Genomic DNA, 13,732 nt, shown 5'->3' with positions numbered 1-13,732 from the left:
CGGCAAAAGGAGCTGTATCAATGAATTGCGATAACGATTATCTAATTCCCCACACCTTCACCCGCCACAAACTCCACCTCCACGCCCTCAAGCTTTGCTATTAATTCACCTTGGTGGAAAAGAGCCGCGAAGATGCTTCACGCATCCTGAATAAAAAACCCCACGCCTTTGGCGTGGGGTTCAATAATCCCGGACAACACTCAGGCACAGTGCGCAAGCCGCTCGACCTGATCCCGAATTGCAGCCCCTCGTTCAATTTCGGCTTTGCGTAAATCGTAGGTTAATTGCAGGTTCAGCCAAAATTCCGGATGCTGTACTGACCTTTTCGATTGCCTTCCAGCGCCTCCAATCGGTTGCCAGGGGGTGATCGAAGGTCCATCAGAACCGCAGCCGCGTCAAGCATCGTCAGCTTTCGTTCCACGACACTCAGAATGGCTGACCACATACGGGCCTTGCCGTTGCGAAACAGATATTCAGTCTCAGAACACTTGAGGATCCGCCCGAGTGGCGGTTTCTTTCGCATCCAAAGCGGCGCAACAACGCTTGCAACATTCTGCGAAAGTTTGGCGCCTCCGCCGCCACACCAAATCGTCACCACCCGACTACCCTTAAAAAACCGCAGGAAGCGGCCCCCGCAAAACTCAAGGAACGACCATGTCCCTTTCCATCGTTCACAGCCGCGCCCAGATTGGCGTGGATGCGCCCGCTGTCACCGTCGAAGTCCATCTGGCCAACGGTCTGCCATCGCTGACGATGGTCGGCCTGCCCGAAGCGGCGGTGAAGGAAAGCAAGGATCGGGTGCGCAGCGCGATCATCAACTCCGGCCTGCAATTTCCGGCGCGGCGGATCACGTTGAATCTGGCCCCCGCGGATTTGCCGAAGGACGGCGGGCGCTTCGATCTGGCGATTGCCTTGGGGATTCTGTCGGCCAGTGTGCAGGTGCCGACGTTGACGCTGGACGATGTGGAATGCCTGGGGGAATTGGCGCTGTCAGGCGCGGTGCGGGCCGTGCGCGGCGTGTTGCCGGCGGCGCTGGCGGCGCGCAAGGCCGGGCGCTCGTTGATGGTGCCACGGGCGAATGCCGAGGAAGCGTGCCTGGCGTCAGGGTTGAAGGTGATTGCGGTGGATCATTTGCTGGAGGCGGTGGCGCATTTCAATGGGCATACGCCGGTCGCGCCTTATGTTTCCAATGGTCTGCTTTACGCCAGTAAGCCTTATCCAGACTTGAATGAAGTACAGGGCCAGCTCTCGGCCAAACGCGCATTGCTGATCGCGGCAGCGGGGGCGCATAACCTGCTGTTCAGCGGACCGCCCGGGACCGGGAAAACCTTATTGGCGAGCCGCCTGCCGGGGTTGCTGCCACCGCTGGCCGAGAGCGAAGCACTGGAAGTCGCGGCGATTCAGTCGGTCACCAGTTGCGTGCCGCTGAGTCATTGGCCGCAGCGGCCGTTCCGCCAACCCCACCACTCGGCGTCGGGTCCGGCGCTGGTCGGTGGTGGATCGAAACCGCAACCTGGTGAGATCACCCTCGCCCACCATGGCGTGCTCTTCCTGGATGAGCTGCCTGAATTTGATCGCAAAGTGCTGGAGGTGTTGAGGGAGCCGCTGGAGTCCGGCCACATTGTGATTTCCCGCGCCAAGGACCGTGTACGTTTCCCGGCGCGGTTTCAATTGGTGGCAGCGATGAATCCTTGCCCCTGTGGGTATCTTGGCGAGCCGAGTGGCAAATGTTCCTGCACGCCGGACATGGTCCAGCGCTACCGCAACAAACTGTCGGGACCATTGCTGGATCGCATTGATCTGCACCTGACCGTTGCCCGCGAAGCCACGGCGCTCAACCCAGCCGTCAAGCCTGGCGAGGACACGGCCGCTGCCGCCACGTTGGTCGCCGATGCCAGGGAGCGGCAACACAAACGCCAGGGTTGTGCCAATGCGTTCCTCGATCTGCCGGGGCTACGCCGTCACTGCAGCTTATCCGCAGTCGATGAAACCTGGCTGGAGACCGCTTGCGAACGATTGACCTTGTCGCTCAGGTCGGCCCATCGCTTGCTCAAGGTTGCGCGCACGCTGGCGGATCTTGAGCGAGTCGATGGTATTACCCGCGAGCATCTGGCCGAGGCGTTGCAGTATCGGCCGGCGACGCAATAGGTGCGGGAACCGGGTTGCCCGCGAAGGCGATCCAAAGCATCACTTCAACGAAACCGATCAACCTCGGCCCGCAACTCTGCCGCCAGGCTTTCCAGCTCCTTGGCCGTCACCGCCAGGTTCGACACCACCTCACGCTGCTCACTGTTGGCCAACGCAATGCTCTGCAAATTGCTGCTGAGCAAGGTCGCGGTGCTGCTTTGCTCCTGGGTCGCAGTCGTGATCGCGGCGAACTGCTCGCCGGCGGAACGGCTTTGCTCATCGATTCGTGCCAGCGCCGAGGCGACATTCGCGTTGCGCGATAAGCCTTCCTGCATCAGCACGTTGCCCTGCTCCATGGTGCTGATGGCGTTGCCGGTTTCCTGCTGGATACTCTGGATCATGCCGGAGATTTCATCGGTTGCCTGACGGGTCCGCGAAGCCAGGTTGCGCACCTCGTCGGCCACCACCGCAAAACCACGCCCTTGCTCACCAGCACGCGCCGCTTCGATGGCGGCGTTGAGTGCCAGCAGGTTGGTCTGCTCGGCAATCGATGTGATCACCCCGACAATCCCGCCGATTTCCTGCGAGCGCTGGCCCAGGGTATTGATCACCGTAGCCGTGCTGTTCAGGGCGCCGGCAATCTGCTCCAGCGACGAGGAGGCTTCGCCCATCGAGGTACGACCGATCTGGGTTTGCTGTGCGTTTTCCTGCGCCAGGCGCTGCGTGTTGCCCATGTTGTCGGCGATGTTCAGCGAGGTCGCGCTGAACTCTTCCACGGCACCGGCCATGCTGCTGATTTCGCCCGACTGCTGCTCCATGCCCTCGTAGGCACCACCGGACAAACCGGACAGGGCCTGGGCTCGACTGTTGACCTCTTGCGAGGCCTTGCGGATGTGCTCGACCATCGTCGACAGCGCCTGGCTCATCTGGTTGAAAGCGCGGGCCAACTGACCAATTTCGTCGTTGCTCGACACGTTCAGACGCACACTCAGATCACCGGCACCCAAGGCTTCCGCCTGGCGGACCAGATCACCCAGCGGCGCAAGTTTGCTGCGCAACAGCCAGACGGCCGAGCAGACGGCGATCAGCATCGCCAGCAGGCTGCCAATCGCCAACTGAATGCCGACGCTCCAGGTCACCGCTCTGATTTCTTTTTGCGGCATGCTCGCCACGACCGACCAGGGACCACCCTCGAAAGGCACGGCAACGCTGTAGAAATCTTCGTTTGTGTCGCTCCAGAAATCGCCCTTGCCCGGTGTTTTCGCCAATGCGGCGATCGCCGGGCCCGCTTGATCCAGCGCCTGCACGCCGGCAATCGGCACCAGCCATTTGTTCTGCTCGTCCAGCAGCGCCAACGAGCCGGTCTGGCCGATGCGGAAGCGTTTGAGGTTGGCGAACTGCGCGTTCTGCGCGTCGGTGTAATCGAATCCTACGAACAACACGGCAATCACCTTACCGCTGCTGTCGCGGACCGGCGTGTACTGGGTCATGTAGGAACGTTCGAACAGCAAGGCGCGCCCCACGTAACCCTGCCCCGCGATCAAGCGCGCATAGGCCGGATTGGCGTGGTCGAGCAACGTGCCGATGGCGCGGCTACCGTCCTGTTTGCTCAGGGACGTGCTGACCCGAATGAAGTCCTCGCCGCTGCGCACGAACACCGTCGCCACGCCCGCGGTCATCTGCTTGAACTCGTCCACTTCCTTGAAGTTGTTATTCAGCACTTCACTGCCCAGGTGCAAGCCCGGGGTCTGCGCGCCCGCCACGGCCACCGGTTCGTCCGGGTGCACGCTCAGCCCCGCACTGAAGCGCTTCTCGAACAGGCCGGCCAGGCGCTGGGTGCTTTCACGCAGCGTGCCATGAAACGTACTCAACTGATCGGCCAGCAAGCGGGCCTCACTGGCCAGGTGCTCTTCGCGGGTCGCGAGGTTGGCCGTGTCCAGCGAACGCAAGGCGAACACGGTGCTGCCACTGATGACAATCGCCAGAATGACGGCGAGCGCGAGGCCAAGCTGTGAGGCGATCCGGGCACGGGGTTGAGACATGACAGCTCCTGGCCGAGCGCCCGGATCGACTTCGATCGGCAGCTCAGCAAATTTCTAATAATGGGAATTGCGTCGAACCTGCACGAAGGTTCCACATGTAGGCTTCGGCGGCAAAACTGAATACTTGAGCGGCGAGTTAGGATATAGCGGGCAGCCTTAACTTCGGCGGCTCTATCGATTCAGCCCAAGTGCTCGACGTCCGGCAGTTTCATGGCCTGGACTTCACCCTGCAGGAAATCACTGAGACGGCGCAAACGTTCACCTCCCGGGCGCGTCTTCGGCCAGACGAGGTAATAATTCTCACCGCTGGCGACGGCGGTCGGCCACGGCAAACTCAGACGACCCTGAGCCACGTCCTCAGCCACCATCAGCAAATCCCCCATCGACACGCCATAACCGCGGGCGGCCGCAATCATCCCCAACTCCAGCGTATCGAACACCTGCCCGCCCTTGAGCGACACCTGATCGGTGAGGCCCATGCGCTCCAGCCAGTTGCGCCAGTCACGCCGATCCGGCGTCGGGTGCAGCAACTCGGCATTGGCCAGGCGTGTGACATCCCAGGGCTGATCGTTCAGAAGATTCGGCGCGCCGACCGGAATCAGTTCTTCCGGGAACAGGAAACTCGCCTCCCAGTCCGGTGGAAAACGCCCGTTGCCGAGGATCACCGCGCAGTCGAACGGCTCATGATTGAAGTCCACCGAATCGACGTCCATCCACGCGCTGGTCAGTTGCACCTCGTTGCCCGGTTGCAGATGGCGGAAACGACTGAGCCGCGCCAGCAACCAGCGCATGGTCAGGGTGGACGGGGCTTTCATGCGCAGGATGTCATCTTCGGCGCGCAAGGTATTACAGGCGCGTTCGAGGGCAGTAAAACCTTCGCGGATGCCCGGCAGGATCAGCCGCGCCGACTCGGTCAGTTGCAGATTGCGCCCGCTACGATGAAACAGGCGGCAGGCGAAATGCTCTTCGAGTGTACGAATATGCCGACTGACCGCACTTTGCGTGATCGACAATTCTTCGGCCGCACGGGTGAACGAGCTATGGCGCGCCGCCGCTTCGAATGCACGAAGGGCATACAAGGGAGGGAGACGACGGGACATCAGGAAAGCTCCTACAGCGCATTTTGGTCAACGTAGCAGAAACTCTCTCAGGATGAGTATTAATCATGCCATCCATCCTTTTTATCCCTTTGTGCAAACCCCGCAGAGCGCCGAGAATCGACGCTTTCCCTGTTCCCTTTGACCATCGAGCGTGATGACCATGCAGCATCCAGCGCGTTTTGAACTCTGGGCCATCCTGCGGCTGGCGGGGCCGTTGATTGCCTCGCAGTTGGCGCACATGCTGATGGTCCTCACCGACACCCTGATGATGGCGCGCCTGAGCCCCGAGGCTTTGGCCGGGGGTGGACTCGGCGCGGCGAGCTACTCGTTTGTGTCGATCTTTTGCATTGGGGTGATAGCGGCGGTCGGCACGCTGGTGGCGATCCGTCAGGGCGCGGGCGATATCGTCGGTGCGGCGCGACTGACTCAGGCCGGGTTGTGGCTGGCGTGGTTGATGGCATTGGTGGCGGGATTGCTGTTGTGGAACCTTAAACCGGTGCTGTTGCTGTTCGGCCAGACTGAAACCAACGTGCACGCGGCGGGGCAATTCCTGTTGATCCTGCCGTTCGCCCTGCCCGGCTACCTGAGCTTCATGGCCCTGCGTGGTTTCACCAGCGCCATTGGCCGGGCGACCCCGGTGATGGTCATCAGCCTCGGCGGTACCGTCGCCAACTTCTTGCTCAATTACGCGCTGATCACCGGGATGTTCGGCTTGCCGAAAATGGGCCTGGTGGGCATCGGTCTGGTCACGGCGATTGTCGCCAACCTGATGGCCCTGGCGTTGGCCCTGCACATTCGCCGGCATCCCGCTTACGACGCCTACCCGCTGCGCCAAGGCCTGTCGCGGCCGAACCGTCAGTATCTGAAAGAGCTGTGGCGCCTGGGCCTGCCGATTGGCGGCACCTACGCGGTGGAGGTCGGGCTGTTTGCGTTCGCGGCGCTGTGCATGGGCACCATGGGCAGCACGCAACTGGGCGCGCACCAGATCGCGCTGCAGATTGTCTCGGTGGCGTTCATGATTCCGGCGGGGCTTTCCTATGCGATCACCATGCGCATCGGTCAGCACTACGGTGCCGGACAGTTGCTGGACGCGCGGCTGGCCGGGCGCGTCGGGATCGCGTTCGGTGCGGCGGCGATGCTGGGTTTCGCGATGGTCTTCTGGCTGTTGCCGAACCCGTTGATCGGCCTGTTCCTGGACCACAACGACCCGGCGTTCCGCCCCGTCATCGAACTGGCTGTGAGCCTGCTGGCGGTGGCCGCGTGGTTCGAGCTGTTCGACGGTACGCAAACCATCGCCATGGGTTGCATTCGCGGGCTCAAGGACGCCAAGACCACGTTCCTGGTCGGGCTGGGCTGCTATTGGCTGATTGGGGCACCGGCCGCGTGGTGGATGGCCTTTCATTTGAACTGGGGGCCGACGGGCGTCTGGTGGGGGCTGGCGCTGGGCCTGGCCTGCGCGGCGGTAAGTTTGACGCTGGCGTTTGAATGGAAGATGAAGGGGATGATTCGGCGGGAGCCGTCGTCACAACGTTTCGAAGTCGCGCAGCCAGACTGAGATCCCCCTGTGGGAGCGAGCCTGCTCGCGATGGTGTCAGCCAAGAAAGTGTCGGCTGACACACCATCGCGAGCAGGCTCGCTCTACAGAGGACTTGTGTCAGCTCACGATCTCCAGCATCGGCTGCTGACTGCTGCCGAAGCTCAGATAATCCACCAGTTCCGCCAACGGCAATGGCTTACTGATCAGATAGCCTTGCACCTGATCGCAACCAAACCCGCGCAACAGGTCCAGCTGCTCCGGCGTTTCCACCCCTTCGGCGACCACTTCGAGGTTGAGGTTGTGCGCCAGGTTGATCATCGCGTGCACCAGCTTGCGATTCTCTTCTCGCTCCTCCATCCCGCCGACAAAACTTTTGTCGACCTTGAGCAAGGCAATCGGCAGGCTGTTGAGGTGCACGAAGGACGAAAACCCGGTGCCGAAATCATCAAGGGAGAAGCGCACCCCTAAACGCCCGAGGGCATCCATGGTCTGCTTCACCAGATCGCTGCGGCGCATGACAGCGGTTTCGGTCAGTTCGAACTCCAGCCATTGCGCCTCGACCCCCCGTTCGGCAATCAGCCGGCTCAGGGTCGACAGCAACTGGCTGTCCTGAAACTGCCGAAACGACAGGTTGATCGCCATGTGCAGCGCCGGCAGACCGCGTTCGCGCAGCGCCTGCATGTCGCGCAACGCGCGGGAAATCACCCAGTAACCGAGCGGCACGATCAAGCCGCTTTGCTCGGCCAGTGGGACGAATTCGCTCGGCGGCAGCAAGCCACGTTCAGCGTGACGCCAGCGCACCAGGGCTTCGAGGCCGACGATCTGGCCGTCCTCGAGATTCAGGCGCGGCTGGTAATGCAATTCCAGCTCATCGCGACGCAACGCCCGGCGCAGTTCGCTTTCGAGGTCGGCCATGCTGCGGGCGTTGCGGTTGATGCGTTCGTTGAAAATATGGAAGGTGCAGCCTTGGGTGCTCTTGGCCTGCTGCATGGCGATGTGAGCGTGCCACATCAATGGGTCGGCGCCGGCCTGGGCGCGGGCGTGGGCAATGCCCAGGCTGGAGCCGATCAACAGGCTCTCGCCGTCAACCCAGTAGGGTTCAGCCAACGCTTCGGTGATGCGTTCGGCCATCCACTCGGCGCGTTGCGGCGCACGGCGAGTGTCGATCAGCAGGGCGAACTCATCGCTGCCCAGGCGCGCCAGTTGGTCGCTTGCTTCAAGCTGGCTTTTCAGGCGGGCGACCACTTGCAGAATCAGCCGGTCGCCGGCCTGGTGGCCGAGGGCATCGTTGGCGTGACGGAAGTTGTCGAGGTCGAGATGACCGAGGGCCAGGCCGCGACCTTCGTTTTCCGCCAGTCGCGCAGCCAGCAAGGTCTGGAACCCCTGGCGGTTGGCGATGCCGGTCAACGGGTCTTGCTCGGCCAGGCGTTGCAGGGTGTTCTCCAGCAAACCACGCTCGCGCACATGGCGCAGGCAACGGCGCAACATGCCCGGGTCGAGATGATCGCGCACCAACCAGTCGCTCACGCCATCGGGCGGCAACTGCGGCTCGTGTTCGAGCAGCAACACCGTCGGCAAATTGCAGCGGCCCGGCGCCGGCTGAAGGGCCGGGACCGTCAACAACACCGCGCTGCGGTTGTCGTCGAACAGAGTGCTGACCGATTCCCAGCTCGGAGCGCTGATGAGCACGGCCGAGCTCCCCATCGGAGCCAGACACTCGCGCAACAACGCTGCCCACGCTGGCTCTTCGGCCAGTAGCAGCAAACGCAAGGGTTCGACAGGCGTAGACAAGCTAGCTCCCTAGACTCTGCAATGATGTTGGCGGCGGGCATTATGCCGTGCCGATAACCAATGACCAAATGACATCAATTATCAAACGAGGCCTTTGTATCCGGAATTACGAACATTAGACGCAAATTCCTCACGCATCCTGCGTGAAAGTAACAAAACCGGCAAATATAGATAGCGTCTTGCGTCACAAGTCGGAGAGAGCAGCACAAATCGCTGAGCCTGTTAAAATGCCGGCCCATTTCGCAAACGACTTCCTGATTTCGTATGTCCCGACTCAATCCCCGGCAGCAAGAAGCCGTGAGCTACGTCGGCGGCCCTCTTTTGGTGCTCGCCGGCGCAGGCTCCGGCAAGACCAGTGTGATCACGCGCAAGATCGCGCACTTGATCCAGAACTGCGGCATCCGCGCCCAGTACATCGTCGCCATGACCTTCACCAACAAGGCGGCGCGCGAGATGAAGGAGCGGGTCGGCACCCTGCTCAAGGGCGGCGAAGGCCGTGGCCTGACGGTGTGCACGTTCCACAACCTGGGCCTCAACATCATCCGCAAGGAACACGTGCGGCTGGGCTACAAACCGGGCTTCTCGATCTTCGACGAGACCGACGTCAAGGCCCTGATGACCGACATCATGCAGAAGGAATACTCGGGCGACGACGGCGTCGACGAGATCAAGAACATGATCGGCTCCTGGAAAAACGACCTGATCCTGCCGCCCGAAGCCCTGGAAAACGCACGCAACCCCAAGGAACAGACCGCCGCCATCGTCTACACCCACTACCAGCGCACGCTCAAGGCGTTCAACGCGGTGGACTTCGACGACCTGATCCTGCTGCCGGTGAAGCTGTTCCAGGAACACGCCGACATCCTCGAAAAGTGGCAGAACAAAGTCCGCTACCTGCTGGTGGACGAATATCAGGACACCAACGCCAGCCAATATTTGCTGGTGAAATTGCTGATCGGTACGCGCAACCAGTTCACCGTGGTCGGTGACGATGACCAGTCGATCTACGCCTGGCGCGGCGCACGGCCGGAAAACCTGATGCTGCTCAAGGACGATTACCCGTCCCTGAAAGTGGTGATGCTGGAGCAGAACTATCGCTCCACCAGCCGCATCCTGCGTTGCGCCAACGTGCTGATCTCGAACAACCCGCACGAATTCGAAAAGCAATTGTGGAGCGAGATGGGTCATGGCGACGAGATCCGCGTGATCCGCTGCCGCAACGAAGACGCCGAAGCCGAGCGCGTGGCCGTCGAGTTGCTGACCCTACATTTACGCACCGACCGGCCGTACAGCGATTTCGCCATCCTGTATCGCGGTAACTACCAGGCGAAGCTGATCGAGCTGAAACTGCAGCACCACCAGATTCCGTATCGCCTGTCCGGCGGCAACAGCTTCTTCGGACGTCAGGAAGTAAAAGACCTGATGGCCTACTTCCGCCTGATCGTGAACCCGGACGACGACAACGCCTTCCTGCGGGTGATCAACGTCCCGCGCCGGGAGATTGGCTCGACCACCCTGGAAAAGCTCGGCAACTACGCCACCGAACGCAAGATCTCGATGTACGCCGCCACCGACGAAATCGGTCTGGGCGAACATCTGGACACACGCTTCACCGATCGACTGTCACGCTTCAAGCGCTTCATGGACAAAGTCCGCGAGCAGTGCGCCGGCGAAGACCCGATCTCGGCGCTGCGCAGCATGGTCATGGACATCGACTACGAGAACTGGCTGCGCACCAACAGCTCCAGCGACAAGGCCGCCGATTACCGCATGGGCAACGTCTGGTTCCTGATCGAGGCGTTGAAAAACACCCTGGAGAAAGACGAAGAAGGCGAGATGACCGTTGAAGACGCCATCGGCAAACTCGTCCTGCGCGACATGCTGGAGCGGCAGCAGGAAGAGGAAGACGGCGCCGAAGGCGTGCAGATGATGACCTTGCACGCGTCCAAGGGTCTGGAATTTCCCTACGTGTTCATCATGGGCATGGAAGAGGAAATCCTCCCGCACCGCTCGAGTATCGAAGCCGACACCATCGAGGAAGAGCGACGCCTGGCCTACGTCGGGATTACCCGCGCGCGTCAGACGCTGGCGTTCACCTTCGCCGCCAAGCGCAAGCAATACGGCGAGATCATCGATTGCGCGCCCAGCCGCTTCCTCGATGAGTTGCCGCCGGACGACCTGGCCTGGGAGGGCAACGACGACACCCCCGTTGAAGTCAAAGCCGTTCGCGGCAATACCGCATTGGCGGATATACGGGCGATGCTAAAGCGCTAGAATCGAGCACTTTTTAACCGAACACTTTTTGACAAACTAGGCGCACACGGCGCCAGTAGAGGAACGCTTCATGGAAGCACTGCACCAGAAAATCCGCGAACAAGGCATCGTGCTTTCCGATCAGGTCCTGAAGGTCGACGCCTTCCTGAACCATCAGATCGACCCGGCCCTGATGAAGCTGATCGGGGACGAGTTCGCCACGCTGTTCAAGGACTCGGGGATCACCAAGATCGTCACCATCGAAGCCTCGGGCATCGCCCCGGCGATCATGACCGGGCTGAACCTCGGCGTACCGGTGATTTTTGCGCGCAAGCATCAGTCCCTGACCCTGACTGAAAACCTGCTGTCGGCGACCGTCTACTCGTTCACCAAGCAGACCGAAAGCACCGTGGCGATCTCCCCACGCCACCTGACCAGCAGCGACCGCGTGCTGATCATCGATGACTTTCTGGCCAACGGTAAGGCGTCCCAGGCGCTGATTTCGATCATCAAACAAGCCGGCGCGACCGTGGCCGGTTTGGGCATCGTGATCGAGAAGTCGTTCCAGGGCGGACGGGCGGAGCTGGACGCGCAAGGTTATCGGGTCGAGTCGCTGGCTCGAGTGAAGTCGCTGGCTGGCGGCGTCGTGACCTTCATCGAGTAAAGCGACACCGCAGAATCAATGTGGGAGCGGGCTTGCTCGCGAAGTCAGTGTGTCAGTCGACAACATCAGCGACTGACACACTGACTTCGCGAGCAAGCCCGCTCCCACAGTGGTTTTTGTGTGACCGTTATTGCGCGGTGGCTTCAGGCCCGCAAGGTCCGGCTAGAGACTGCCGCCCGCCCTTCGGAACACCTGCTCGTTGAAATCAACGACATCCGCCGTTTCGATCCAGGTGTCCATAGAGTCGGGGATAACGAACCTCAGGCTCCACTCATCAGAAGGCAGGGGTTTCGGCATGGTTAATGAGTTACCAGGAGCCGTAGGGGATGCCGAATTTGTCGATGTAGGCTTTGGACTCCTCTGAAAGCCGCCGATGTTTTCCATTGGACATCCCGTCGTAGGGGCCCTTGGGATTGATTGTGCCTTGGACCCGGGTGACTTCGATCGATGTGAGACAGGGCCCTCCCAACCAAACCTTGGCCACGCCGCCTGGAGCCAGGCCAACAACCAACAGCTTCCGGTAATCAGTTTTCCATTTGCCTACCGCGCCGCAATAGGCTTTTTCTCCTTTGAGCATCGTGTTCCACGCCGACTCGGGAATCTCGATAGTTACTTCATACGTCTGCGGTTCTGCCAGGGACTGCCAGCGCACATAGACCAGGCGAGGCAGGTCAGCCCCCGTCACATATCGACCTTTTCCCCCCGGATCTTCAAACCATCCTTTTGCATCGCCCTTGAAATGAGCGGGTACGCCTTTACTTAGCGCTCTGGGATAACCCGTCGCGGGAATCCCACTACCCGCACCCCGGAAAACCCGGTCGTTGATATCAACGACATCTGCCGTTTCGATCCAGACCTCCATGTAGTCGGGAGAAAAAAAATTAAGGCTCCATGCGTCGTAAGGCAATGGCCGAGTATTGTGTACGCACCCGCTCAATAGAAGCGCGAACACCATTGCATAGCCTGTTTTAACTAGAGATGAGTTCTTAGGCATTGGAAGTCCGTCAGTCGAGGTTTCGGTAATGTTTCATGAGTTACCAAGAACCGTAGGGAATGCCGAACTTGTCGATGTAGGCTTTGGACTCTTCTGAAAGCCGCCGATGTCTTCCATCGGACGTCCCTCCGTTGGGGCCTTTGGCGTTGATCGTGCCTTGGACCCGTATGACCTCGGTGGGCATTAAGCACGGGCCGCGTAGCCATGCCTTGGCAATTCCTCCAGGTGCCAGGCCCACGACCAACATGTTCCGGTAATCCGTTATCCATTTACCGCCTTTACGGCAAGACGTTTTTTCACCCTGGAGCATGGTCTTGCGCGCCGATTCAGGGATCTTGATATACGCTTCATAGGTCTGCGGTTCGGCCGTGGACTGCCAGCGTACGTAGACCAGGCGAGGCAGGTCGGCGCCCCTTACGGATCGACCTTTTCCTCCGGGATGTTTAGGCCATCCTTTTGGGTCACCCTTGAAATGATCCGGGATACCTTTACTGAACGGCCGGGGATAACTACTCGCGGGGATTCCGCTCCCGGCGCGCCGAAATACCCGCGCATTGATATCAACGACATCTGCCGTTTCGATCCAGACTTCCATGTAGTCCAGAGAAAAAAACCTGAGACTCCAATCGTCATACGGGAGTGATCGGTGATCGGCAAAGGCACATCCGCCCAACAATGGGATCAGCAGCGCAAAACCTAATTTGAATATCCATGGGCGCTTACTCATTGGGGTGCACCACGCGTTGATAGTTTTCGGCAGGGCGATCGATAAACACAATGTCCAGGGCGCTGTTGTTCCAACCTTTGGCAGCGTTCCAGTTGGCAGATAGATGGATGTAGCGTTCATAGAGCAACGCCTCCTCGGACAGGCTCAAGCCCACACTGCGAGTTTCGCCCAGTGCGTAAGCCATGAGTTTTTCGGCAATCGGTTTCAGCTCTGCCGGCAATGCGAACTTCTGATCGTCTTCTTCCATAAACTTAAATGGAACGTCGTGTCGGGCCGCCAACTCACGCATGATGCGCAGATAAATCAAGGCCAGATCGTTGCGCACAATGCGCCTGCTATGGACTGCCGCGTAGACCGTTTTCGATCTGTATACATCACCCTTGACGTGGGTATCAGTCTCCAGCGCCCAGGTTTTCACCTCCGGGGCAAGCCCGTATAAATTGAGTTGCTTCCAAAGGTGTTTCAGCTCGTACTGAGCCCATCTGTAGGCGGAGGTA

General features: G+C 60.3%; 9 protein-coding genes and 3 pseudogenes. 4 read left to right on the top strand and 8 right to left on the bottom strand.

The window, feature by feature from the left end:
• Window positions 1-200: 200 nt before the first annotated feature.
• Both NTD84_RS22610 and NTD84_RS22605 read right to left on the bottom strand, forming a co-directional pair.
• Window positions 201-308 (bottom strand): annotated as a pseudogene (locus NTD84_RS22610) (addiction module antidote protein, HigA family); the annotation flags it as partial.
• A pseudogene (locus NTD84_RS22605) lies at window positions 305-523 on the bottom strand (type II toxin-antitoxin system RelE/ParE family toxin); the annotation flags it as partial. The pseudogenes NTD84_RS22605 and NTD84_RS22610, both read right to left, overlap by 4 nt.
• 131 nt (window positions 524-654) lie before the next feature.
• On the opposite strand from NTD84_RS22605, the gene NTD84_RS22600 reads away from it, so the two are divergent.
• Entirely contained in the window at window positions 655-2,148 is a 1,494-nt protein-coding gene (locus NTD84_RS22600; protein ID WP_262170165.1) for a YifB family Mg chelatase-like AAA ATPase, read from the top strand.
• A gap of 44 nt (window positions 2,149-2,192) precedes the next feature.
• Here NTD84_RS22600 and NTD84_RS22595 read toward each other — a convergent pair whose 3' ends face one another.
• A complete protein-coding gene (locus tag NTD84_RS22595; RefSeq protein WP_262170162.1) occupies window positions 2,193-4,169 on the bottom strand; it encodes a methyl-accepting chemotaxis protein in 1,977 nt (658 codons plus the stop codon).
• Window positions 4,170-4,348: 179 nt separating this feature from the next.
• A complete protein-coding gene (locus tag NTD84_RS22590) occupies window positions 4,349-5,269 on the bottom strand; it encodes a LysR substrate-binding domain-containing protein (protein ID WP_262170159.1) in 921 nt (306 codons plus the stop codon).
• A 160-nt stretch (window positions 5,270-5,429) separates the two neighbouring features.
• On the opposite strand from NTD84_RS22590, the gene NTD84_RS22585 reads away from it, so the two are divergent.
• On the top strand, window positions 5,430-6,824 hold the full coding sequence (locus tag NTD84_RS22585) for a NorM family multidrug efflux MATE transporter (RefSeq protein WP_262170157.1): 1,395 nt from the start codon (window positions 5,430-5,432) through the stop codon (window positions 6,822-6,824).
• 99 nt (window positions 6,825-6,923) lie between these two features.
• On the opposite strand, the gene NTD84_RS22580 is transcribed toward NTD84_RS22585, so the two are convergent.
• Window positions 6,924-8,597, bottom strand: coding sequence for a putative bifunctional diguanylate cyclase/phosphodiesterase (locus NTD84_RS22580; protein ID WP_262170154.1), 1,674 nt, complete (start codon window positions 8,595-8,597; stop codon window positions 6,924-6,926).
• 264 nt (window positions 8,598-8,861) lie between these two features.
• On the opposite strand from NTD84_RS22580, the gene rep reads away from it, so the two are divergent.
• Both rep and NTD84_RS22570 read left to right on the top strand, forming a co-directional pair.
• Complete coding sequence (gene rep, locus NTD84_RS22575) at window positions 8,862-10,871, top strand: DNA helicase Rep (RefSeq protein ID WP_123367140.1); 2,010 nt, start codon at window positions 8,862-8,864, stop codon at window positions 10,869-10,871.
• Window positions 10,872-10,941: 70 nt separating this feature from the next.
• A complete protein-coding gene (locus tag NTD84_RS22570) occupies window positions 10,942-11,514 on the top strand; it encodes a xanthine phosphoribosyltransferase (RefSeq protein WP_090326577.1) in 573 nt (190 codons plus the stop codon).
• Between the two features lie 307 nt (window positions 11,515-11,821).
• On the opposite strand, the gene NTD84_RS22565 is transcribed toward NTD84_RS22570, so the two are convergent.
• From NTD84_RS22565 to NTD84_RS22555, 3 genes and pseudogenes are all read right to left on the bottom strand, one after another.
• Complete coding sequence (locus NTD84_RS22565; RefSeq protein WP_262170147.1) at window positions 11,822-12,508, bottom strand: DUF2931 family protein; 687 nt, start codon at window positions 12,506-12,508, stop codon at window positions 11,822-11,824.
• A 40-nt stretch (window positions 12,509-12,548) separates the two neighbouring features.
• Window positions 12,549-13,235, bottom strand: a complete 687-nt coding sequence (locus tag NTD84_RS22560) for a DUF2931 family protein (protein ID WP_262170145.1) — start codon at window positions 13,233-13,235, stop codon at window positions 12,549-12,551.
• A pseudogene (locus NTD84_RS22555) lies at window positions 13,228-13,732 on the bottom strand (type VI secretion system tip protein VgrG); the annotation flags it as partial. The gene NTD84_RS22560 and the pseudogene NTD84_RS22555, both read right to left, overlap by 8 nt.

This window comes from Pseudomonas sp. 14P_8.1_Bac3 (genome assembly GCF_025466085.1).
GTDB lineage: Bacteria > Pseudomonadota > Gammaproteobacteria > Pseudomonadales > Pseudomonadaceae > Aquipseudomonas.
Note: the sequence above shows the minus strand (reverse complement) of the source record. Positions and strands in the feature narration are given on the sequence as shown.